Raw genomic sequence first — 21,599 nt, forward strand, 5'->3', positions numbered from 1 at the left:
GGCGACGGCGGGTGAGGTGTCCTTGGCGGGGCCGACCCTGTCCTGGTCTGGTGATCTGGCTGTCGGGGACACGGTGACGTTGATCTACTCGGTGACGGTCACCGAGGCGGGTGTCGGTGATGACCAGCTGATGAACGTGGTCACCACCGAGGACAACCGTGGTGCGTGTATCCCGGCACCGGATGAGAACCCGGACTGCACGACCAGTCATCAGGTTGGTGACTACGAGGTCGTCAAGACCTCTGACCCGGTCTCCGGGTCCGAGGTCGAGGTCGGTGACGTCATCGAGTACACGGTCACGGTCGACCACGTCGGTATCGCGCCGGTGGCGCAGGCAGTGTTGGAGGACGACCTGTCGAACGTGCTGGACGACGCGACCTTCAACGATGACGCGCAGGCCACGGCCGGTGAGGTCGCGTTCGAGGAGCCCGAGCTGACCTGGGCGGGGCCGTTGGAGGTCGATGAGGAGGTCACGTTGACCTACTCGGTGACCGTGACGGCCGAGGGTGACCGCCACCTGGTCAACGTGGTGACCACCGACGGGCAGTGTGTCCCGGCCCAGGGTCAGGACCAGGCGTGCACCACCGAGCACCTCAACGGTGCCTACGTGTACTCCAAGACCTCCGACCCGGAGTCCGGGTCCCAGGTCGGTCAGGGTGACGTGGTCACCTACACCGTGGTCGTGGAGCAGGTCGGTACCGCCGGGGTCGAGGACGCCATCGTGGTCGATGACCTCTCCGGGGTGTTCTCGGTGGCGGACTGGAACGGTGACGCGTCCGCGTCCTCCGGCACGCTCGAGCGGGCCGGGGACCAGCTGACCTGGACCGGTGACCTCGAAGTCGACCAGGTCGTGACCCTCACGTACTCGGTGACCGTGGGTGATGAGCCCGACGCCACCATGGACAACGTGGTGACCAGCCCGGACGAGCGTGGCAGCTGTGTCCCGGCCGCGGACGGCAACCCGGACTGCGCGACCGAGCACCACACGGCCTCCGCCCCGTTGATCCCGGGCCTGCCGAACACCGGTGCCCCGGTCTCGCTGGCCACCGTCCTGGGCGCGATGCTCCTCGTCGGTGTCGGCGGAGGATTCATGGGCCTCAGCCGGCGGCGCAACATCGCAGCCGACCTCGATGGGCCGGCCGTGATGTAGTCCGCTCCTCGTGATGTCCTCGCCTCCGGACGCCCATAACCAGGGGCGAGGGCACCACACAACGTGATCTGCCTGTGAGCGTCCTGCCCAGCTCATCGGCCAGCAGCGCCGGCCGGTCCTGCCCTTCCCCCAGGGGCACGACCGGCCGGCGTCTGCACGTGTCGTGGCCTGGCGGTTGGGGCCTCAGCCGGGTGGCGTACGCGGGTTGGTTCCCCAGGGGCGTGCGGTTCATCGATTGGCATGGCTCGCGTCGGCCGGTGCGGCCCCGAAGGCGCCGGCAGCGCGTTTCGTCGCCGGTGAGTGGGGTCTCGATCGTGCAATATGAGACGCTCCCGTCTCGCAATGCGAGCACCTCGGTGTGCGATGTCCGGGTGTTTGCCGTCGGGAGGTTCCCGCGCCAGGGTGCGCCCGGCGGGTAGCAGCTCCCGACCGGATCGGCATATCGGCGCCACGCTCAGGTTCCGGTCCGAACGATAACTCCGTACGATGGGCTCCGGTATGCCGACCACGACGCAGCACGACCCCGACGAGACGCCGACCGAGAAGACTGCCGAGACTGACGAGCTGACGATCCGCCCGACCGGTGGTGCCGATGGCGCCGCGATGTGGCGACTGGCCCGCGACAGCGGCAGCCTCGACCTCAACGCCTCGTACACCTACCTGCTGCTCGCCCGTCATTTCGGAACAACCTGCCGTGTCGCCCTCCTCGGCGAGAAGGCCGTCGGCTACGTGCTCGGTTACCGGCCTCCGGAGCGCCCGGGAAGTCTGTTCATCTGGCAGGTGGCCGTCTCCTCGGACGCACGAGGTCGCGGCCTGGCCGGCCGGATGATCCAGGACGTCCTCGACGACCACCCGGACATCGGTGCTCTCGAGGCCACCGTCACGGAGTCCAACCTGGCGTCGCGTGCGTTGTTCGAAGGGATCGCGCGCCGGCACGACGCCAGCCTGACGTGGCGGCCGTTCATCCGCGAGGAGGATTTTCCCGACGGTCATGAAGCCGAGCCGATGCTCGAGATCTCGCCCTTGTCGCAGCACTAGCCGCTCAACGTCCTAGCCCACGAGCTCGCCCAGCGGGCCGCCACGCGCCGGATACCCGGCCACGACACAAAGGAATCGCATGTCCCTCACGCCAACGACAGATGCCAACGAGCTCGAATCTGTCATCGAGCTCGAATCGGGTGTCCGTAGCTATTCGCGCAGCTGGCCGGTGGTGTTCGATCGTGCGCTCGGCGCGACCCTGTACACCGAGGAAGGCAGCGAGTACCTCGACTTCTTCGCCGGCGCCGGGACACTCAACTACGGGCACAACAACCCGGTGCTGAAGAAGGCACTGCTCGAGTACCTCTCCAGCGACAAGATCGTCCACTCCCTCGACATGCTGTCGACGGCACGGCGCGACTTCCTCACCACCTTCGCCGAGAAGATCCTGCGTCCGCGCGGTCTGGACCACAAGGTGATGTTCCCCGGACCCGGCGGCGCGAACGCCGTCGAGGGTGCGCTCAAGCTGGCGCGCAAGATCACCGGGCGCGAGGCCGTGGTCTCGTTCACCAACGCCTTCCACGGCATGACGCTCGGTGCGCTGTCGGTCACCGGTAACTCCATGAAGCGCGGTGGTGCCGGCATCCCGCTGGTGCACGCCACACCGATGCCGTACGACGACTACTTCGACGGCGACGTCTCGGACTTCATGTACTTCGAGCGGCTGCTCGAGGACGCCGGCTCCGGCCTCAACGAGCCGGCCGCCGTGATCGTCGAGACCGTGCAGGGAGAGGGTGGCATGAACACCGCCCGGATCGAGTGGCTGCGGGCGCTCGCCGAGCTGTGCAAGCGGCACGAGATCCTGCTCATCCTCGACGACATCCAGATGGGTTGCGGGCGAACGGGGAGCTTCTTCAGCTTCGAGGAAGCCGGCATCGTCCCGGACATGATCTGCCTGTCGAAGTCCATCTCCGGCTACGGCCTGCCGCTGGCACTCACCCTCGTGCGTCCCGAGCTGGACGTGTTCGAGCCCGGCGAGCACAACGGCACCTTCCGCGGCTTCGCGCCGGCGTTCGTCACCGGTGCCGAGGCGATCCGGACCTTCTGGGCGGACGACACCCTGCAGCGGTCGACGGCGGAGAAGGGGGCGCAGGTCGAGAGCAAGCTGAACGAGCTGACCGCCCGTTACCCCGACGCGGGTCTCATCGCCAAGGGACGGGGCCTGGCACGTGGCCTGCAGTTCGGCGACGCCGAGAAGGCCGGAGAGGTGTGCCGCGAGGCGTTCAACCGGGGACTGATCCTGGAGACCTCCGGCCCGCTCGACGAGGTCGCCAAGTTCCTGCCGCCCCTGACCATCACCGAGGACGAGCTCAACCGCGGCCTCGCCATCTTCGACGAGGCCGTGACCGCGGTCCTCGCCGAAGCCTGATCCCCTCACCCTCACAAAGAAAGGCATCACCTACATGCTCGTGCGTACCGTCAACGAGATCGATGACACCGACGACGACATCAAGACCGAGAACTGGCGCAGCAAGCGCATCGTGCTGGCGAAGGAGAAGGCCGGCTTCTCGGTGCACGAGACGACCCTCTACGCGGGAACGGTGAACGAGTTCTGGTACGCGAACCACATCGAGGCCGTGTTCGTCGTCGAGGGCGAAGGCCAGATCACCGACCTCGGGACCGGCGAGACCCATCAGCTCGCCCCCGGGTCGTTGTACCTGCTCAACGATCATGACAAGCACCGCGTTGAGCCCCGCACCCAGATGCGGACCGTGTGCGTGTTCAACCCGCCCGTGACCGGCCGGGAGGTTCACGACGAGAACGGCGTCTACCCGCTCGTCACCGAAGAGGGGTGAGACAGCAACGCTGCGAGTGAAAGGCGCCACGAACCCGGGGGTTACCGACCCGGGAGAAGGGATGATCCATGACCGCGACGATTGACCCGACCACCGATCTCTACCCGACCCGACTTCCCCAGCCCGGTGAAGCGTTCAACCGCGAGCATCCGACCGTATGGGGTTCGCCGGACGACGGGCCGTTCGATACCGCCGCACTGGAGGCGCACGAGCAGCGAGGCTTCACCATCCTCGAGGACTTCATCACCGCATCGGAGGTGGACGAGTTCAGCGCAGAGCTGCATCGTCTCTCCACGGACCCGACACTCGCCGGTGACCCGCGGGTCATTACCGAGAAGGCCTCGGGCGAGGTTCGCACAGTGTTCGAGGTACAGAAGCTCAGCGAGAGCCTTGCGGCCCTCGGCCGGGACCCCCGGTTGCTCGACCGTGCGCGGCAGCTGCTCGGCTCGGACGTGTACCTGCACCAGACCCGGGTGAACTACATGCCGGGCTTCAAGGGCACCGGGTTCTACTGGCACTCCGACTTCGAGACGTGGCACGCCGAGGACGGCATGCCGGCGCCCCGCGCCGTGAGCTGCTCGATCGCGCTGACCCAGAACTACCCGTTCAACGGCGGGCTCATGGTCATGCCCGGATCGCACCGGACGTTCGTGCCGAGCGTCGGTGAGACCCCGGAGGACAACCACGCCTCCTCGCTCAAGGAGCAGAAGATCGGCGTGCCGTCCGAGGACGTCATCACCACGATGGCCACCCAGTTCGGCATCGACCAGTTCACCGGTGCTGCCGGGTCGGCCCTGTGGTTCGACTCGAACATCATGCATGGCTCCGGGAACAACATCACGCCGTTCCCGCGCTCGAACATCTTCATGGTGTTCAACAGCGTGGAGAACGCGCTGACCGAGCCGTACGCGGCTCCGGCAGCACGACCGCAGCACATCGCGAACCGCGACTTCACTCCGCTGCGCTAGTCCGGATGCGGGGCTGGTCCGGGCGCATCGCGCCCGGGCCAGTCCGGCCACCGGCCGAGCCGGTCACCGCCACAACGCAACGGCGGCGACGCCCCTCATCGCACGAAGGCGGTGCCCGCCCTGGTGTCCTCGCGGTAGGCGAGCGCCTTTGCCAGCCGCTCCACCGATGTCTCCGTCATGTCGACGGGCAGCGCGTCGAGACATAACCAGGCGACGTCGATCGACTCGTCGTCGGCGACTCGAGCCTCTCCGCTGACGTAGCGGCACAGGAACGTCAGGTCCAGGTACTGGGAGACGTCACCGTTCGGGTAGGTGACCCGGTGGCCCGCGCTGACGGACGTCAGCGCGACGGCCTCGGCCACCACGGCGGTCTCCTCCTCGATCTCACGTATCAGCCCGACGGCCGGCTCCTCGCCGGGTTCCAGAATCCCCGACGGCAAAGCCCACAGCCCGTTGTCCGCACGCCGCCCGAGCAGGACCTGGTCGTCGTCGTCAAGGACGACCCCGGTCACCCCGGGCAACCACAGCAGGTCGTGGCCGATGTGCGCGCGCAGTCGGATGACGAACTCGGGAACCGGCATACCTCGAGCCTACGGGTCGGTGGAGCAACTGGTCAGTGGCTCCGATAGTGGGCTCTTGCCCTGGTTCAGGAGGTGAACACCCAGTTCGAGGGGCCGCCGGTCTCTTGGAGTCCGTTGTCCGAGGAACATGCGGTCTGGTCGAGGGTGGTCACTGTGACCACCTGCCGCAGCTCCGCACCCGCGTACCGGCCGCTGGTGATCGGGCCGTCCGCGATCGACACCAGCTGGCCGTTGAGGTTTGTCGAGAAGTGCATCGTCCAGCTCCACCGCGAGGTCTCACCGGTGTTCCAGATGAGGGTCTGCGTGCCGGTGCCGCCGGTGAAAAGCGAGGCGCACGAGGTGGTGAATGTGCCGCTGAACGGTGCCACGAAGGACAGGGCCTGCGCCGGCGCGAAGACATCGACGCACGCCGTGGCGTCGTCCTGCCCGCTGATCTGGACGGTGCGCTCCTCGTAGGTGACGCCGGGGCTGTACTTGATGACGTTGGTTCCCGTGCACAGCACGGAAACCGGCTCGGCGGCGGCGGACGGCACCGCGGCGCTCATGAACACGAGCGCGAATGCCGCAATGGTCAAGAAAAGTTTACGCATGGTGATCCCCCCTGAAATGAAAGCACTGCGGGGCGCAGCCTTGCAGTCCAGAAGCGGATCGTCAAGGATTGCGTGTGAATTCGTCGGCAAATGTTGTGCGCGCTTCTATGCCGGAGCCTCGGCGGACGTACTGCCCGACCTCGCACACGCCCAGAGCTTTGACCACCCGGGTGGAGGGCAGCCCACAGCCGATGCTGAAAAGCATCCTCTTTTCCGTGCCAGGACGTTTCCTCGCGGGCGCTTCGCCCGACTCGAGGTCCTCACTGACGCCGCCCCGAATGGCGGGGAACCCGCACAGCGGGCAGAGCTGGATGGTGGTGGACGGGGTCGGTCCGCGAATGTCGGAACGGCATCGTGCGACGAGGGCGCCGGCCGCCACGAGTCGTGGCGGCCGGCGCCGTCGTGAAGGAGGCCAATTCAGGCGTGGCCGATCTTCTTTCCGTCGGCGCGGTAGGTGGCCACGACCGACGGGCGGGGGATGGACGATCCGCCGTCGGGCCAGTGCGAGAGGGGAGTCTCGTACGAGGCGCCGTCGACCTCTCCCGGGTGCTGGACTGCCACGAGCACACGGTCGTCCGTGATGACGGGGCCGCAGGTCTCGCCACCGGCCGGAACGGCGAGGAACTGACGGACCTCGCCGCGCTGACGACCCTCGACCGCGACGCCGTACAGCGCGTCGTTCGTACCCAGCGTGCCGGGCTGCCCGTCGGTGCTGATCCACAGGTTGCCGTGGTCGTCGAACGCCAGGTTGTCCGGGCAGGAGATCGGGGAGACCTGGGACTTGTCGTAGCCGGCGAAGTAGGTGCTCGGGTCCTCCGGGTCGCCGCAGAGAAGGAAGATGCTCCAGGCGAACGTCGCCGCCGACGCGTCGCTCCCTGCCTCCACCAGCTCCAGGACATGACCGAACTTGTTCACGGCCCGCGGGTTCGGCTCCTCGGCCTGGGCGGCGGTCCGGCTCGTGTTGTTGGTGAGCGCGACGTAGACCGCGCCGGTGCGGGGACTGGGCTCCACGTCCTCGGGCCGGTCCATCTTGGTGGCCCCGACGGCATCACCCGCCTGCCGGGTGAAGATGAGGACCTCCTGGGCGGTCATGCCGGGCACGTGCGAGGTGTTGCCGCTGACCAGGGGGATCCACTCGCCGGAACCGTCGAACTCGCCGTCGCCCGGCAGCGTGCCCGAGCCGTCGATCTGCGACGCCGGGCTGTCGCCGGTGAGGCGGGCGACGTAGAGGGTGCCGTTGTCGAGGAGCGTCGCGTTGTGCGCGACGTCGCCCTCGACGTAAGCCTCGTCGGAGACGAACTTGTACAGGTAGTCGAACCGCTCATCGTCGCCCATGTAGGCGACGGCGCGGCCGTCCGCGGCGATCTGGACGTTGGCCGCCTCGTGCTTGAACCGGCCCAGCGCGGTGCGCTTCTTCGGCGTCGAGGTCGGGTCGAACGGGTCGACCTCGACGATCCACCCGAACCGGTTGAACTCGTTCGGCTCCAGGGCCAGGTCGAAGCGGGCGTCGAACCGCTCCCACTTCCGGCCGCTCTCGCCGCCCGTCGCGCCGTAGCGCGAGAGACGCTCACGTGCGGTCGGGTCGGCCACGGCGTCCGCGTTGGCGAAGTACTGATTGAAGTTCTCCTCCGCGGTCAGCCACGTGCCCCACGGCGTCAGGCCGCCGGCGCAGTTGTTGAGGGTCCCCAGCACCGTGCGACCCTCGGCGTCGGCACTGGTGCGCAGGAGCTCGGAGCCGGCCGCCGGTCCGGTCAGCTCGAACTCGCTCGACGTGTGCAGCCGCCGGTTCAGCGGGTGGTCGAGCACCGGGTCGAGGGCGCGCGAGCGCCGGCCGCGCCACTCACCGCTGACCGCGACCACGGTCAGGCCGTGCGCGGCCCAGGCCGTCTCGACCTGCGCCTGTGTGGGGTTCTCCGGGTCGTAGCGGGGGAACATCATCGGCTCGGACGAGTACTCGTGGTTGGCCACTATGAGGTGCTCGCCGCGTCCCAGATCAAAGAGCCCGACGTGGTCGTTGTTGTAGCCGAACTGCCGGAGCTGTGCCTCGGCGCTCTGGTTCTCCGGGTCGAACTCGGGCGCGTCGGAGAAGATCGGGTCGCCCCAACGGATCACGACGTCGTGGAGGTAGCCCGGCGGGACGGTGAAGGCGTCACCCGTCTGCTGCTGGATCGGCTCGAACCGCAGCCCGACGGCGGTGCCTCCTGGCGCGTGGGGCGGGGGCGCAGCGGCGGCACCCTGGCCCAGGGCGCTCGTGGCGCCGCCGGCCAGGGCGAGCACGGTGCCCGCCTGGAGCGCCGCGCGGCGCGAGAACGCGCTGGCGGCGACATCCCCGAAGTAGGCGTTCGACGAGGTGTTCGGGACCTTGTGGAAACAGGCGTTGCCGCACCGGTACTCGCAGGTCATCGCGGATCTGCCGCCGCTGTGTGCGGCGAGCATTGGCAGGAGGGAACGGCGTGGGCTGGGGCGTGGCATCTTCGCTCCTCGAGGGAGGGATCTCGGACTCGCTCACGCTAGGGAGACGAAGTGGCTGTGAAGGTTTCGGTAGGTGAACGCCGGGAGAACTGTCGGCCGTGGGCCGGATGCGCACGGCCCGCACGCACCCATCGCCCGCGCCAGGTCTCGGCGCCCGGGGGGCACGGAGCGGAGCTGGCGGACCTCGCCGCGCTGCCCTCTGCGACGGCGCCGTACAGGCGGCTACGTCGGCCCGTTGTCCGCAGCATCCCGGGTCCGGCGGCGGAACAACGACGGTCCGGGCCCTCCTACGAGGACCCGGACCGTCCACAGTCGGGGTGGCGGGATTTGAACCCACGACCTCTTCGTCCCGAACGAAGCGCGCTACCAAGCTGCGCTACACCCCGAATCCGCCGGTCCAGGATAGCCGAGAGCACGGCCCCTCGTGAAACCGGCCGCCGTCAGCGACGCCCAATGAGACACATGCCACCCTCGGCGCCGCCGTCAGACCCCGCGCGGTACCAGGGTGAGGAGCGACGCCTCTGGCCGGCAGGCGAACCGGACGGGCGTGTACGGGCTCGTGCCGAGTCCGGCAGAGACGTGCAGCCACGTCGATCCCTCGGCGCCGGGGGAACCGGGGCGCGGACCTGGCCAGCCGTGGAGGCCGGACGCGCGACCGCGGTCGAGATCGCAGTTGGTGATCAGGGCGCCGAAACCCGGGAGGCACAGCTGGCCACCGTGGGTGTGGCCGGCGAGGATCAGGTCGGCTCCGTCGTCGTGCATGGCGCCCAGCACCCTCTGGTAGGGCGCGTGCGTGACGCCGAGGTGAAGTGCCAACTGAGAGTCGCCGTCGTCCGGAAAGCAGTCCATGTCGAGGTGCGGATCGTCCACGCCGACCAGCGAGATGTCGGTTCCGCGAACGGTGAGGTGGTCGCGACGGTTCGACAGGTCGAGCCATCCGGCGGTGCGGAACGCTGCGGCGAGCTCGCCGGCGGGCAGCTCGACGTCGGGCACCCGCTTGGGGGCCGTGGGGACGAGGTAGCGCGCGGGGTTCTTCGGCTCCGGCGCGTAGTAGTCGTTCGAGCCGAAGACGAAGGCGCCGGGCATGTCGAGGAAGGGCGCGTAGGCCTCGAGCACGGCGGGCAGGGCGCGCGTGTGCGCCATGTTGTCGCCCGTGGTGACCACGAGGTCAGGCGCCTCGGAAGCAAGGTCACGGACCCACGCGATCTTGTCGCGCTGGCTGGGGACCAGATGCATGTCCGAGACGTGCAGCAGGCGGATCGGGTCGGCACCTGCGGGCAGCACCGGCACGGTGTGACGCCGGAGCGTGTACATCTGCGCCTCGACCAGCGACCATCCCAGGCCGCCCAGGGCAGCGAGGGTCAGCCCGGCGGCGAGGCGTCGGGGGCCGGCGGCGCTCAGTCGTCGTCCCTGGGGTTGCCGCGATCGTCCGGCGGGCCGTTGCCGTTACCGTTCCCGTTGCCACCGTCGGTGTCATCGTCGTTGCCGCCACCGCCGTCGTCACCGCTGTCATCGGGCGGCGGACCCATGCTGGGCACGAGCGTGACGACAGAGTCGAGCGAGAGCGAGCTGCCGGCACCGGGAGAGGTGCCCGCCACGGTGCCGGCGGGAAGAGCGGAGTAGGCCCCCGAGGAGCTCACCTGTGCCCGGAGGCCGGCACCCTGGAGGATAGCGCTCGCGTCGCCGACGCTACGGCCGGAGACGTCCGGGACGGTGACCCGCTCGCCGTATAGTTGTCGGTCCCCGACCTCCGGGAAGGGCTTGTGCTCCTGGCCCGACAGTGCGGTGCTCATGTAGTTGCGCCACGTCGGGGCCGGGATGGCGCCGCCGTAGACCAGCCTGTGAAACTCGCCGTCGATGGTCGATTCGAACATCGACTTGGTGCCCTCTTGGTGACCCATCCACACCGCGGCAGAGAGCTGCGGGGTGTATCCGACGAACCAGGCGGCGGAGTCGTCGTTCGCTGTACCCGTCTTGCCGGCGGCGGGCCGGCCGTCAGGAAGGACCGCGTTCTTGCCCGTCGAGTCCGGTTGCGGCGTGACGACGCCCTGGAGAGCGTGGTGGACGGCGTTGACGACGTTCGGATCGACGACCTGCTCGCAGGACGGCTCGAACGTGGCGATGTTCTCGCCGGACCGGTCGGTGATCTTCGTGATCGACCGCGCATCGCACCGCTCACCCTGGTTGGCGAGCGTCGCGAAGGCCACCGCCTGGCTCAGCGGGGTGATCGTGTTCGACCCCAGCACGGCCGAGGGGTAGGGCATGAGCGGGTCGCCGGTGCCCGTCTGGATGCCCATGCGCTCCGCGTTCTCGACGATGTTGCACATGTCCATCTGGTTCGCCATCTGCACGAACGTGAGGTTCACCGACCGTCGGGTGGCCTCCTGCACGCTCATGAAGTCGCCGCCGGCGCTCTCGAGGTTCTTCGGGGTGTAGAGGGTCTCGTACCGACCACACGAGATGTTCCACGAATCGGCCGGGTAGGTGTCGTTGTTGGAGTCGACGATGTCCGTCAACGCATGACCCTGCTCGAGCCACTCGATCAGGGTGAAGACCTTGAAGGAGGAACCGGACTGGAACCCGCGTCCGCCGCCGTGGCTCAGCCCGACGTTGAGGTTGACCGCCGTCGCGCTCGGGTCGTCCTCGCTCGGTGCGGAGGACCAGTTGGTGTTCTGCGTCATCGCGACGATGTTGCCGGTGCCCGGTTCCACGGAGGACAGCGCCATCTTGATGCCGGACGGGTCGTTGACCGGCACGGCTCCGGTGACCGCCTCCCGCGCCGCCTTCTGACGGTCGGGCTGAAGTGTGGTGTGGATGACGAGCCCGCCGCGGTAGAGGGCCTGCTGCCGGTCCTCGCGGGACTCGCCCCATGCGTCGGACTGCAGCGCCTCGTCGACGACGTACTCGCAGAAGTACGCGGACGCGCCTGCCGCCGCGCACCCGTTGGGCGTCGGTGAGACGTCGAGCATCTCCTCGATCGTGGTGTTCTTCGCCTCGTCGTACTGCTCCTGCGAGATGTAGCCCTGGCCGAGCATGGTGCGCAACACGTTGTCGCGGCGCTCCTTGGCCTTCTCCGGGTGGTCGACCGGGTCGTTCTCGTTGGGCGACTGGGTGATGCCGGCCAGGGTTGCCGCCTGTGCGACGGTCAGGTCCTTGGCCGACTTGGAGAAGTAGTACTGGGCCGCCGTCTCGACGCCGTACTGGGAGGGTCCGAACTGGGCGATGTTGAGATAGCCCTCGAGGATCTCGTCCTTGCTGGCCCGCTGCTCGAGCGCGATGGCCAGGCGGGCCTCCTCCAGCTTGCGGCCATAGTCGGTGGCGGCGGCTTCCCGGATGGCCTCCTCGTCACCGGAGATGCGGCCCTGCTCGATGAGCATGTTCTTGATGTACTGCTGGGTCAGCGTGGAGGCGCCCTGAATCTGCCCGCCCGAGAGGTTGTTGACGAACGCCCGCATGATGCCCTCGGGGTCCACGCCGCGGTGCTCGTAGAACCGGCGGTCCTCGATGGCGACCACCGCGTGCTGCAGGTGCGGCGAGATCTCGTCGAGCTCGACGACGATCCGGTTGTTCGCGTAGATCGTCGCCAGCAGCGACCCGTCGGCCGCGAGGATCTGACTGCTCTGCGACGGCTCGGGGAAGGCGAGCTCGCTCGGCAGCTCCTCGAACATGTCCGTGGTCGTCTGGCTCACCGTGCCGACGGCGCCGACGGCCGGCATGACGAGGCCTGCGCCCAGCACCCCGCCGAGGCCGGCGACGAGGATGAAGGCGAGCAGCATGACGAGCAGCTGCGCGGGCTTGACGGCGCGCCCGGATGCAGAGGACTGAGACGACATGATCCCTAGGCTACGCGGGCGGACCACCGGGTCTCACGCGGCGTGTCGCGTTCCACTCCGGCGGTTCGCCGAGGGCTGAGGCTGCTCGGTGGCATGACCACGTCATGGCCGTTGGGTCACGTCTTGGTCACGTCTGGGTCACGACCCTTCCGTCCAGGGTCCTGCACGACCTAGCGTCGCCGCAAAGCCAGACAAGCGGTGTCGGTGGTCCACGGGGGGCCGACAAGGAGGGTCGATGAGCGTCAATGACGACCAGACCTGGGCGTCTCGAGCAGCATGCGCCGGCGGCGAGCCGGACTCGCTGTTCGTTCGCGGGGCTGCCCAGCGGCAGGTGCGGGAAGTGTGCTTCGACTGTCCGGTCAGGATGGAGTGTCTGGCCGACGCACTGACCTCGCACGCGCCCTTCGGTGTCTGGGGAGGTCTCACCGAGCGTGAGCGCCGCGCGCTCCTACGCCACTACCCGGACGTCACCGACTGGGCCGAGTGGCTCGAGCACGTCGACGACGACCTCGTCGCCGAGCTGCACGCCGACCGCCCGCCCAGGGTCATCGCGCACGTGCGGGCCCGGCAGCGTGCGGACGTCGAGCAGATGGAGCAGATGCGCGACGTGCAGGAGCTGAGCGCCTGAGCGAGCCCGACAGCCGCGGTGCCCGTCCGCGGATCGGCCCGGACCCTAGGATGGTGGTCATGACGACCTGGGAGTACGCCACCATCCCCCTGCTGATCCACAACACGAAGGCGATCCTCGACCAGTGGGGCGAGGACGGCTGGGAGCTCGTCCAGGTCGTGCCTGGTCCAGCCGGTTCGAACAACCTCGTGGCCTACCTCAAGCGGCCCAAGGCCGAGCAGTGACGCCCACCGAGCGGCTCGCCGAGCTCGGACTGTCGCTGCCGACGGTCCCCACGCCGGTCGCCTCCTACGTCCCGGCCGTACGGGTCGGGGACCTCGCGTACACCTCGGGCCAGCTCCCGATGGTCGACGGCACTCTCGGCGTCAGCGGCAAGGTCGGTACGGCTGAGGGGCAGGTCAGTCCCGACGTCGCCAAGGAGGCCGCCCGTACGTGTGCCCTCAACGCGCTCGCCGCCGCAGCCGAGGCGGCCGGTGGCCTGGACGCCGTCGTCCGGGTCGTCAAGGTGACCGGGTTCGTGTCCTCGGCGCCGGACTTCGTCGGCCAACCGCAGGTCGTCAACGGCGCCTCCGAGTTGCTCGGGCAGGTCTTCGGTGACGCGGGCGAGCACGCCCGCAGCGCGGTCGGAGTGGCCGTCCTGCCGCTGGACGCGCCCGTCGAGCTCGAGCTCGTCGTCGCGGTCCGCTAGCGGGCCCGGCGGCGCAGCCGGTCGACCTCCATCAGCAGCACCGCGCGGCCCTCGAGCCGGATCCAGCCACGCGAGACGAACTCCGCGAGGGACTTGTTGACCGTCTCGCGGGAGGCGCCCACCAGCTGGGCGAGCTCCTCCTGGGTGAGGTCGTGCGAGACGTGCACGCCCTGATCGGTGGGACGGCCGAAACGGTCGGCCAGGTCGAGGAGCGCCTTGGCGACACGACCGGGGACGTCGGAGAAGACGAGGTCGGCAAGGGACTCGTTGGTCCGCCGGAGGCGCTGCGCCAGTGCGCGGAGCATGTGCTTGGCCAGCGAGGGGTGGGACTCGAGGAACGACATCAGTGCGGCGTGCTCGAGCGTGAGCAGCCGGCTGGGGGCGACCGCGGTCGCCGTCGTCGACCGGGGGCCCGGGTCGAAGAGGGTCAGCTCGCCGAGCAGCTCACCCGGCCCGAGGACGGCCAGCAGGTTTTCCCGGCCGTCGGAGGCGGTGTGGCCGAGCTTCACCTTGCCGTCGACGATGATGTAGAGCCGGTCGCCCGGGTCTCCCTCGTTGAAGAGCGTCTCGCTGCGCCGCAGCGTCGTCTCGGTCATCAGGGCCCGGAGCTCGCCCTGGTCCTGCTCGTCGAGAGCGTCGAAGAGCGGCACGCTTCCGATGACGTTCAGTTCCACCTCAGGTCCCATCGGTCGGTCTTGCGCGACCCGTGGCCGGGCCGCGACCGCCCCCATCCTGCCACTACCTGTGACTACGGGCACACGACGGCGTGTGGGCGGGTCGCCCTACTCTGGCAGACATGAGCGCCCGACCTGCCACCGACCGTCCGGCCACCGGCCCCGTCCGACCGCGCCGGCCCCGCTCGAAGAAGGCACTCCGGGAGCAGGCGCTGGCGGTCGACGCCCTCCTCGCCGAGGCCTGGCCCGATGCGCGCTGCGAGCTCGACTTCACCACGCCGCTGGAGCTGCTCGTCGCCACCGTGCTGTCGGCGCAGACCACCGACAAGCGCGTCAACCAGGTGACGCCGGTGCTGTTCGACCGGTACCGCGACGCCGCGGCCTACGCCTCGGCACCCCGCGAGGAGCTCGAGGAGATCCTGCGGCCGCTCGGGTTCTACCGCGCCAAGACGGCGTCGTTGCAGGGTCTGAGCGCGGCACTGGTCGCCGAGCACGGCGGCGAGGTCCCCGGCACGCTCGAGCAGCTGGTGCGCCTGCCCGGCGTGGGTCGCAAGACGGCGAACGTGGTGCTGGGGAACGCGTTCGGCGTCCCGGGTATCACCGTGGACACCCATGTCGGCCGGCTCGCCCGGCGGCTGGGGTGGACCAAGGAGAAGGACCCGGTGAAGGTCGAGCAGGCGATAGCCGAGCTGCTGCCGAAGGAGGAGTGGACGATGGCGTGCCACCGGCTGATCTTCCACGGGCGCCGGGTCTGCCACTCACGCCGTCCGGCGTGCGGCGCCTGCGTGCTCGCCGAGCTGTGCCCGTCCTACGGCGAGGGAGAGACCGACCCGGACAAGGCCCGAGGACTCGTCACCGTCGTCTGAGGTGGTCATGCGCGGACGGTCGCGAGGTGCTCGAGCAGCAGAGCGGTGACCGCGTCGGGTGCCTCCTCGGGCAGGAAGTGCCCTGCGCCGTCGAGCACCTCCTGGCGCAGCGGACCGCTGACGAACCCGGCGTCGTGCCTGAAGGCGCGCGCCGGCCACAGCGGGTCCTGCCGGCCGCGCATCGTCAGGGTGGGGACCGTCACCGGCGCACTGACCTGATCGAGGTAACGGCGGCCGTCGGGGCGTGGCGTCGAGCGGAGCAGCCAGCGGAAGTGCTCCATCGTGGAATGGGCGGCGAACGGCAGCCCGAGAGCCTCGGTGTACCGCGCGCTCTCGCTCGTGGCCCCGTCGTTGCCCGGTGCTGACCAGGCACGCAGCAGCCGGGCCACCAGCTCGCCTTCGCGGATCGCCCGCTCGGGGAACCAGGGGACCTGGAAGCGCAGGAGGGCGGACAACGCCCGCGGCGGGACTCGGGTACGGAAGGTGTGCAACGGGACAGGGTGCGGGTTGGCGAGCACCGCGATGGCGCGGGTGAGGCCCGGTGCGATGTGCGGCATCGCCCATGCCACCGTCCCGCCGAACCCGTGCCCGACGACGGCGGCGCTCCCGAAGCCGAGGGAGCGGATCACCCCGGCCACGTCCCGCGCGAACACGGCCGTCTCGTGCCGGTGCGGTGGCTTGTCGCTGCCGGCGAACCCGCGCAGGTCCATCGCGACGACGGCGTATCCGTCGTCTGCGAGGGCCGGGATCTGATGGCGCCACGCCCACCAGAACTCCGGGAAGGCGTGCAGGAGGACGACGAGCGACCGCTCGGGGCTCAGCTCACCCGCCGTGACGACGTGGAACTGGGCGCCGTTGGCGGCGACGTCGCGGTGCTGCCACGGCCCGGGGACCAGCACACAGCTCGAGTCGGCGACCACGTGCGGAGACGTTACCGCGGTCTGGGTGCTCGGCGGCACAAGCAGCAGGGGGTCCGTGCCGGAAGGTCCGGACCACGCCGTCCGTATGTCGGGTGAGGTCCTCGGCTAGCCGCACCGCGCCGAATCCGGAGCACGAACGGTGACGGTCAGTTTCGGCGCACACGTACGAACGCCCGGACTGCCGGTGAGCGCGAGTGTGGGGTCGAGCGCTTTGTGCTGGGGGGACACATGAACCATCCGGCGCGGGCGGTGACCCTGGCCGGCCGCCACGTGCTCGGAGTCGACGTAGACCCGCAAGGAAGCTTCACGACCGTCGCGACCACGAAGGGATCGCCGCCAATGACATCGTCGTGACCGGAACGAGAAGTTCAACACGAGGTCCGAGCCTGCCGCGACAGGCTCAAGGAACTGGCGGCGCAGCTTGTTTCTCGATCTCCCCATGGACTTCCGGCGCCAACGGCATCGAGCGAATCCCCCTCGACCACGCCTCTTGACCGAACGAAAGACGCACCATGCCGCCGTCCTCGAGACGTCGGGCGACGGTGGACTTGCCGGCACCGGCAGGGCCGCACGTCAGCACCATGCGACTCACGACGACATCCGTCCCGCGGTTGAGTCCATAGACCCAGTCTGACCGAGTGCCACAATCGATTGCTTACGGGCGACAGGTGTGTCCCTCGCGAAACCCCGTCCCTGGGCAGCGCTGACCTCTCCGGCGTGAGCGCCTGGAGAATCCGGGATGTGGCTCTGCTGACCTACCCCGAGCGGAGATGCATCGAGCCACTGCTGCCTCCACGAAGCGCACGGGGCGCCCACGGGAAATAAGTCAGTCACTGCGTCGGCGCACCGCTGAGTGTCCTTCTCCGGCGAGTGAGACGAAGTGCGATGACCCCGGCGACAAGGTATCCGGCAGCGTCGATGTTGATCACCAACGCGCTCCAGCGTTCCGCAGCGAGGCCCGCAACGGTGATTCCAGACAGCCGCGCCAGGCTCAAGACTCCTGATGACAGCGAGTAGACACGACCGCGCAGCTCCGGCGGCGCATAGATCTGGAGCGCGTAGCCATGAGCGGCGCCGAACACGGCGAACGGGAAGCCGGCTAGACCGGTCAGCACCACGGCCGGCCATGCGTGCGGATACAGGAGTGCGTAGTTGAAGACGACGACGAGAAGAAGGCCGGAGGATATCGAGGCGCCGGCGAGGATTTGCAGCGGCGGTTGACGATCGGCGTTCCGGGAGGACCACCAGGCTCCGGCGATGCCACCGACGGCCTGGGCGGCCAGCATGGCGCCGAGCAGACCTGCACCGCCGCCGAGGACATCACCGGTGAATGGCGCCATCAGTGCAGAGATGGCACCTTCGCCGAACATCACCACCGCGACGAGGAGGACGAGCGGACGCAGTGCTGGATGAGTCCATACCCTCCGCGCGCCCAGCAGCCATTCTGCACTGAGCCCAACTGTTGCGGACCGTGGCCCGGCCGGGGGCCGCCGGCGCTTGGACACGCCGACCACCAGCAGCGCGGCGACTAGGAACGTAGCCGCGTCGAGGATCACGGTGGCCCAGAAGCCGAGCTGGGCGAACACCCAGCCCCCCAAGGCCGGACCGACCAGCCGGGCGATGTTGTTGTTCAGCGAGTTCAGGCTCGCCCCCTCGCCCAGGCGGCTCGGCGGGATGAGGTCGCCCAACAGGGCATGTTCCGCCGGGCCGACGAACTGTGCCGCGCTCATGACGATGAGATTGACCGCGGCATACGGCCACCACGAACCATCGGGCAAGACCAGGAATGCACAGGTCAGAACCGCCATAGCCACGTTCGCCGCTGCCAGTAGCCTGCGCCGATCCACCCGGTCCGCCACCACACCCGCGAACTGGGCGACCAAGACCGCTGGCGCAGCCCCGGCAAGCGCAGTTGCCGCGGTCGCCCACGCCGAGCTCGTCGAGCTGAACACCGCCACCGGCAGCGCGACGAACATCGCCAGGTTGCCCGTCAGCGAGATCAGGCCCGCGGTCCAAAGCAGAGCGACGTCACGGTTGCGAAGCAGCGAAGGGCGGGCGTGAGACTGCATCGTTACCCACGCTGGTCGGTACCCTATGTGAAATGGAAGACGCAGATTCACCTTGGCCTGGTATCGACCCGGACACACTCCACCGGGTCGAGGACCCGGCGCAAGCTCGAATCGTGGGCGATCCGCTCAGATCCCGTTTCCTGCAACCCTTCCTGGGTCGGGAGCTCTCGGTGGGTCAAGCAGCCACTGAGTTGGGCTGCAGCCCGAACGCGATGCTCTACCGCGTCCGGAACATGCTCGACGTCGACCTGCTACGAATCACCCAGACGCGTCATAGACGCGGCCGCCCGATCAAGGTCTACCGCTCCGCCTTCGAGGGCTACTTCGTGCCGAACGAGGCCATGCCCTACGACGACCTTCGCCACCGGGTGACGAGTCAAGAACGACGACTCGCTGAGCAGGTCGTCGACGCCTACACAACGGTGCTGTTCCGGTCCGGGAACAGCGGTCGGGTGCTCGCGCGCGATAGCAACGGCGACGTCTGGGCGAGCGATCTACCACCATCCTTGAACGAACAGGGCCAACCGGTGCTCATGGTCGATGTCCGAGTCGACCTCACCAATGAAGAAGCCCTCCACATCCGTGACCTCTTTGCGGCAGCCATCAAGCGCGGACGCCGCGCATCACGAAACCCACAAGCAGAGGGTTCGCCCCCGAAGCCGTATCTTCTGAACTGCGCGATCCTTCCGCACCAACCGGGGTGACGGGCACGGCAGCCGCAGTTGACCGGCCCGTCTCATCCGAAATTCCGTCCCAGCTGTGGTCGGGGTCGCAGTTGCTTTCATGGTTCGTTGACGAATCGTGAGACGTTCTTCCCGCGTGACGATCAGCAGAGCACAAGCCAGCGCAGTCACCGCTCTGCCAGACCCGCGGGCAAGAACGCCGCCACGGAGCACCGACAAACACCGCCTCAAACGTTCGTTTCGGGATTTCCGTCTGGCTGGCCAGCGAGGGCCGGCCGCCCGGCCGGCCATAGCTCGACCGCTGAGCCGAGTCAGGGCCTCCTACCGCTTCTCGCCGCCCTTGCTTCGAGCGTGAAGAACAAGAAGCCGGGGGCGGTCGAGAGATGGGCGAAGGCCTCGGGGTACAGGTCACGTGCTTCCGGAAGGGGCTGCGGCTCGCTGATGCTCGTGAGGCGGAAACCGGCAGACGCGAAGGCGTCGAGCATCCCTTGCAGTGACTTGCGCCAGAACCGCATGGGAACACGCTGCCCGCCGAACTCCCACTCGAACTCGTAACCGGTGTTCGCGAAGTAGTCCGGGCGCGGTTCCTGGATGGTGTAGGCCACGATCGGGTGGTCAACGGAGACGAACAGTCTGCCGCCGGGCTTGAGGACTCGCTGCATCTCCGTCAGCGCCGGTGCCCAGTCCTCGAGGTAGTGCAAAACCAACGAGGCGACCACGTCGTCGAAAGCGCTGTCTTCGAACGGCAATGGGTCGTTCAAGTCCACCCCGTGCAGCGCGGTGTCGTCACCGAGACGCTGTTTCGCAAGCTCGAGCATGCCGGCGCTGGCGTCGATGCCGGTGACGGTGGCCCCGCGATCCCGCAGAGCAGCGGACAGGATTCCCGATCCGCATCCGGCATCGAGGATCCTGCGGCCCGCCACGTTGCCCGCCAGCGCCAGCATGGCGGGCCGCTCGTAATAGGCGTTGGCGAGGCTATCGTCGTTCTCCGCGGAGTAAGCGGCGGCGAAAGCATCGTAGTCGTTCGCTCGTGGCTGTAGAGGCTCGCCGGCGTTGTTCCACCCGTCCGTCGTTTGCTCCATGGGTCCGGACCTTAGTTGTGTGCACGCTTGGTGCCGTGGACCGCAAACGATCGTTTCTGGGAGGGTGCGACCCCTTCGTGGTCGACGCCGACCACCGTCCCGAACCCGTGCGCGAAACCGAATCGGTCCAAAACATCCGATCGACCACTTTTGACGCCAGCCGGCCCCGCGGACGCCGAGGAGTACATCACCGGCCGCGTCGACACCGACGGGTTGGTGGCTCGCGCACGCGCGCTATGGCCTCGACTGAGTTCGTCGGCCCGTACCTCGATGCCGAGACGGCTTCAGAACAAGATCGGCGCATGACCGCCGACAACCGCGCCGTCGGTGCACTCCGCTGCCACATGACCCACACCTACGCGGCGTCCCAGACGGACCGCGCCAGGCGGCTGGAGTTCACAGCAGTGCCTGAGCCGCGAGGTACACGGCGGTGCCGCCGATGATGCTGAGCAGGGCGTTGCGCCGCCACAGGTGCAGCCCGGCGGTCGCACCGACGCCGATGAGCTCGGGCAGCCCGTGGGGCACCGTCGTGATGTCCACGGACGCCAGCGTGTACACCACCAGGATCGCCATGACGCCGAGCGGCATGGTGCGCGCCAGATAATCCACGACGGCGGAGTTCCGCGCACGGCGCAACGCGACGAACGGCGCCAGCCGCAGGGCGTAGGTGACGGCGAAGATCACCAGCAGGGTCAGCAGGATCCGCCAGTCAGGCACGGCGCGTCCTTCGTAGCGTCAGGCGCCCCACGAGCACGAGGACGAAGCCCGTCAGCGCCGCCACGAGCATCGCGCCTGGCACCAGGACCGTCGCGAGGACCGCGCAGGCCAGCGCGACGAGCAGGGTCGCGGTGTCGGGTGCCGCGCGGTAGGCGTCGATGGTGAGGACTACGAACAGCGCGGTCAGGGCGAACCCCAGTCCTTCGACGTCGAGGCCGATCCCGGCGCCGAGCAGGGCTCCCGTCGTCGAGCCCGCCACCCAGTACAGGTGGCACAGCACCTGGGTGGCGAGCACCCGTGGCCCGGTCATCTCCGAGTGGGGCCGAGTGGCGAGGAGCGCGTACGCCTCGTCGGTCAGGGCGTGGACGCCGTAGATTCGTCCCGCCGTCGACCGGACGGCGCGGAGCGGGAAGCTCAGGCCGTAGAAGACGTGCCGGAAGTTGACGAAGAAGGTCGTCATCGCGACCTGCGCGAGCCCGACGCCGCCGGTGACGAGGCTGATGGCCAAGAACTCCATCGAGCCGGCGTAGATGATCAGCGAGAAGACCGGCGCCCACCACCAGTCCAGGCCGCTGGTGACCAGGAGGATCCCGAAGGCGGCGCCGAGCGGGAGGTAACCCATGCCCACGCCGACGGTGTCCCGCAGTGCCGTGACGACCTCGTCCTTCATCCGGACGGGTCGAGCAGGCATGGCGCCCAGCCTAAGCGAGCCGGTGAGCCCCGTTGCGAGGGGATACCGGCCGCCGGATCGGGGTGCTGGGCGTCCCGACGAACGAGAGTGTTGGTTCTGTTGCTATAGCGACCGAATCAACACTCTCGTTGCCCAGCGGTGTCCTCACGGGGA

General features: G+C 68.6%; 21 protein-coding genes and 1 tRNA gene. 10 read left to right on the top strand and 12 right to left on the bottom strand.

Annotated features, from left to right (window positions below; genetic code table 11):
* The 5 genes from ABD907_RS05230 to thpD all read left to right on the top strand — a co-directional run.
* Nucleotides 1-1,150: DUF7927 domain-containing protein (locus ABD907_RS05230; protein WP_345215453.1), on the top strand; the 1,150-nt coding region annotated here is incomplete at its 5' end.
* A gap of 498 nt (nt 1,151-1,648) precedes the next feature.
* A complete protein-coding gene (gene ectA / locus ABD907_RS05235) occupies nt 1,649-2,188 on the top strand; it encodes a diaminobutyrate acetyltransferase (protein ID WP_345215454.1) in 540 nt (179 codons plus the stop codon).
* A 79-nt stretch (nt 2,189-2,267) separates the two neighbouring features.
* Nucleotides 2,268-3,557 (top strand): diaminobutyrate--2-oxoglutarate transaminase, encoded by a 1,290-nt coding sequence (gene ectB / locus ABD907_RS05240; RefSeq protein ID WP_345215455.1) that lies wholly within the window; start codon nt 2,268-2,270, stop codon nt 3,555-3,557.
* Nucleotides 3,558-3,591: 34 nt separating this feature from the next.
* A complete protein-coding gene (locus ABD907_RS05245; protein ID WP_345215456.1) occupies nt 3,592-3,984 on the top strand; it encodes an ectoine synthase in 393 nt (130 codons plus the stop codon).
* A 68-nt stretch (nt 3,985-4,052) separates the two neighbouring features.
* Nucleotides 4,053-4,952 (top strand): ectoine hydroxylase, encoded by a 900-nt coding sequence (gene thpD / locus ABD907_RS05250; protein WP_345215457.1) that lies wholly within the window; start codon nt 4,053-4,055, stop codon nt 4,950-4,952.
* A 95-nt stretch (nt 4,953-5,047) separates the two neighbouring features.
* Here the strand turns inward: thpD and ABD907_RS05255 are convergent, their stop codons facing one another.
* From ABD907_RS05255 to ABD907_RS05280, 6 genes are all read right to left on the bottom strand, one after another.
* The gene (locus ABD907_RS05255; RefSeq protein WP_345215458.1) at nt 5,048-5,533 is read right to left on the bottom strand and encodes an NUDIX hydrolase; all 486 of its coding nucleotides are present in this window, start codon (nt 5,531-5,533) and stop codon (nt 5,048-5,050) included.
* 65 nt (nt 5,534-5,598) lie between these two features.
* Nucleotides 5,599-6,123, bottom strand: a complete 525-nt coding sequence (locus ABD907_RS05260; RefSeq protein ID WP_345215459.1) for a hypothetical protein — start codon at nt 6,121-6,123, stop codon at nt 5,599-5,601.
* Nucleotides 6,124-6,540: 417 nt separating this feature from the next.
* A complete protein-coding gene (locus ABD907_RS05265; RefSeq protein ID WP_345215460.1) occupies nt 6,541-8,595 on the bottom strand; it encodes a PhoX family protein in 2,055 nt (684 codons plus the stop codon).
* Between the two features lie 312 nt (nt 8,596-8,907).
* Nucleotides 8,908-8,981: transfer RNA gene (locus tag ABD907_RS05270), tRNA-Pro, on the bottom strand.
* Between the two features lie 97 nt (nt 8,982-9,078).
* Nucleotides 9,079-9,909 (bottom strand): metallophosphoesterase, encoded by an 831-nt coding sequence (locus ABD907_RS05275; RefSeq protein WP_345215461.1) that lies wholly within the window; start codon nt 9,907-9,909, stop codon nt 9,079-9,081.
* 83 nt (nt 9,910-9,992) lie between these two features.
* Nucleotides 9,993-12,428, bottom strand: a complete 2,436-nt coding sequence (locus ABD907_RS05280; RefSeq protein WP_345215462.1) for a penicillin-binding protein — start codon at nt 12,426-12,428, stop codon at nt 9,993-9,995.
* 235 nt (nt 12,429-12,663) lie between these two features.
* Between ABD907_RS05280 and ABD907_RS05285 the strand changes: the two genes are divergently transcribed.
* From ABD907_RS05285 to ABD907_RS05295, 3 genes are read left to right on the top strand one after another with little or no spacing between them, the layout of a single operon-like run.
* Nucleotides 12,664-13,056 carry a WhiB family transcriptional regulator gene (locus ABD907_RS05285; RefSeq protein ID WP_345215463.1) on the top strand — a complete coding sequence of 131 codons (393 nt, stop codon included), beginning with the start codon at nt 12,664-12,666 and terminating at the stop codon, nt 13,054-13,056.
* A 59-nt stretch (nt 13,057-13,115) separates the two neighbouring features.
* Nucleotides 13,116-13,280 (top strand): Sp36 family protein, encoded by a 165-nt coding sequence (sp36, locus tag ABD907_RS05290; RefSeq protein WP_345215464.1) that lies wholly within the window; start codon nt 13,116-13,118, stop codon nt 13,278-13,280.
* The gene (locus tag ABD907_RS05295) at nt 13,277-13,744 is read left to right on the top strand and encodes a RidA family protein (RefSeq protein ID WP_345215465.1); all 468 of its coding nucleotides are present in this window, start codon (nt 13,277-13,279) and stop codon (nt 13,742-13,744) included. The genes sp36 and ABD907_RS05295 overlap by 4 nt, the downstream gene beginning before the upstream one ends.
* Here ABD907_RS05295 and ABD907_RS05300 read toward each other — a convergent pair.
* On the bottom strand, nt 13,741-14,430 hold the full coding sequence (locus tag ABD907_RS05300; protein WP_345215466.1) for a Crp/Fnr family transcriptional regulator: 690 nt from the start codon (nt 14,428-14,430) through the stop codon (nt 13,741-13,743). The two genes, ABD907_RS05295 and ABD907_RS05300, sit on opposite strands and share 4 nt — an antisense overlap.
* A 110-nt stretch (nt 14,431-14,540) precedes the next feature.
* Between ABD907_RS05300 and nth the strand changes: the two genes are divergently transcribed.
* Nucleotides 14,541-15,284 carry an endonuclease III gene (gene nth / locus ABD907_RS05305; RefSeq protein WP_345215467.1) on the top strand — a complete coding sequence of 248 codons (744 nt, stop codon included), beginning with the start codon at nt 14,541-14,543 and terminating at the stop codon, nt 15,282-15,284.
* A gap of 5 nt (nt 15,285-15,289) precedes the next feature.
* Here nth and ABD907_RS05310 read toward each other — a convergent pair whose 3' ends face one another.
* Nucleotides 15,290-16,204, bottom strand: coding sequence for an alpha/beta fold hydrolase (locus ABD907_RS05310; protein WP_345215468.1), 915 nt, complete (start codon nt 16,202-16,204; stop codon nt 15,290-15,292).
* 830 nt (nt 16,205-17,034) lie between these two features.
* On the bottom strand, nt 17,035-18,273 hold the full coding sequence (locus ABD907_RS05315) for an MFS transporter (RefSeq protein WP_345215469.1): 1,239 nt from the start codon (nt 18,271-18,273) through the stop codon (nt 17,035-17,037).
* Nucleotides 18,274-18,386: 113 nt separating this feature from the next.
* On the opposite strand from ABD907_RS05315, the gene ABD907_RS05320 reads away from it, so the two are divergent.
* A complete protein-coding gene (locus tag ABD907_RS05320; RefSeq protein ID WP_345215470.1) occupies nt 18,387-18,977 on the top strand; it encodes a helix-turn-helix domain-containing protein in 591 nt (196 codons plus the stop codon).
* A gap of 290 nt (nt 18,978-19,267) precedes the next feature.
* Here the strand turns inward: ABD907_RS05320 and ABD907_RS05325 are convergent, their stop codons facing one another.
* The 3 genes from ABD907_RS05325 to ABD907_RS05335 all read right to left on the bottom strand — a co-directional run bounded on the left by ABD907_RS05325 (nt 19,268) and on the right by ABD907_RS05335 (nt 21,446).
* Nucleotides 19,268-20,038 (bottom strand): class I SAM-dependent methyltransferase, encoded by a 771-nt coding sequence (locus ABD907_RS05325; RefSeq protein WP_345215471.1) that lies wholly within the window; start codon nt 20,036-20,038, stop codon nt 19,268-19,270.
* 396 nt (nt 20,039-20,434) lie between these two features.
* Nucleotides 20,435-20,755, bottom strand: coding sequence for a branched-chain amino acid transporter permease (locus tag ABD907_RS05330; protein WP_345215472.1), 321 nt, complete (start codon nt 20,753-20,755; stop codon nt 20,435-20,437).
* On the bottom strand, nt 20,748-21,446 hold the full coding sequence (locus tag ABD907_RS05335; RefSeq protein WP_345215473.1) for an AzlC family ABC transporter permease: 699 nt from the start codon (nt 21,444-21,446) through the stop codon (nt 20,748-20,750). Before ABD907_RS05335 ends, ABD907_RS05330 begins: the two co-directional genes overlap by 8 nt.
* Nucleotides 21,447-21,599: the final 153 nt, after the last annotated feature.

Source organism: Georgenia halophila (assembly GCF_039541595.1).

Excerpts from the sequence above, each read along its gene's own strand:
- ectB (WP_345215455.1), top strand. The coding sequence starts at position 2,268 with ATGTCCCTCACGCCAACGACAGATGCCAACGAGCTCGAATCTGTCATC.
- ABD907_RS05275 (WP_345215461.1), bottom strand. The coding sequence starts at position 9,909 with ATGTACACGCTCCGGCGTCACACCGTGCCGGTGCTGCCCGCAGGTGCC.
- sp36 (WP_345215464.1), top strand. The coding sequence starts at position 13,116 with ATGACGACCTGGGAGTACGCCACCATCCCCCTGCTGATCCACAACACG.
- ABD907_RS05260 (WP_345215459.1), bottom strand. The coding sequence starts at position 6,123 with ATGCGTAAACTTTTCTTGACCATTGCGGCATTCGCGCTCGTGTTCATG.
- ABD907_RS05300 (WP_345215466.1), bottom strand. The coding sequence starts at position 14,430 with ATGGGACCTGAGGTGGAACTGAACGTCATCGGAAGCGTGCCGCTCTTC.
- ABD907_RS05315 (WP_345215469.1), bottom strand. The coding sequence starts at position 18,273 with ATGCAGTCTCACGCCCGCCCTTCGCTGCTTCGCAACCGTGACGTCGCT.
- thpD (WP_345215457.1), top strand. The coding sequence starts at position 4,053 with ATGACCGCGACGATTGACCCGACCACCGATCTCTACCCGACCCGACTT.
- ABD907_RS05280 (WP_345215462.1), bottom strand. The coding sequence starts at position 12,428 with ATGTCGTCTCAGTCCTCTGCATCCGGGCGCGCCGTCAAGCCCGCGCAG.
- ABD907_RS05255 (WP_345215458.1), bottom strand. The coding sequence starts at position 5,533 with ATGCCGGTTCCCGAGTTCGTCATCCGACTGCGCGCGCACATCGGCCAC.
- ABD907_RS05285 (WP_345215463.1), top strand. The coding sequence starts at position 12,664 with ATGAGCGTCAATGACGACCAGACCTGGGCGTCTCGAGCAGCATGCGCC.
- ABD907_RS05325 (WP_345215471.1), bottom strand. The coding sequence starts at position 20,038 with ATGGAGCAAACGACGGACGGGTGGAACAACGCCGGCGAGCCTCTACAG.
- nth (WP_345215467.1), top strand. The coding sequence starts at position 14,541 with ATGAGCGCCCGACCTGCCACCGACCGTCCGGCCACCGGCCCCGTCCGA.
- ABD907_RS05335 (WP_345215473.1), bottom strand. The coding sequence starts at position 21,446 with ATGCCTGCTCGACCCGTCCGGATGAAGGACGAGGTCGTCACGGCACTG.
- ABD907_RS05245 (WP_345215456.1), top strand. The coding sequence starts at position 3,592 with ATGCTCGTGCGTACCGTCAACGAGATCGATGACACCGACGACGACATC.
- ABD907_RS05265 (WP_345215460.1), bottom strand. The coding sequence starts at position 8,595 with ATGCCACGCCCCAGCCCACGCCGTTCCCTCCTGCCAATGCTCGCCGCA.
- ectA (WP_345215454.1), top strand. The coding sequence starts at position 1,649 with ATGCCGACCACGACGCAGCACGACCCCGACGAGACGCCGACCGAGAAG.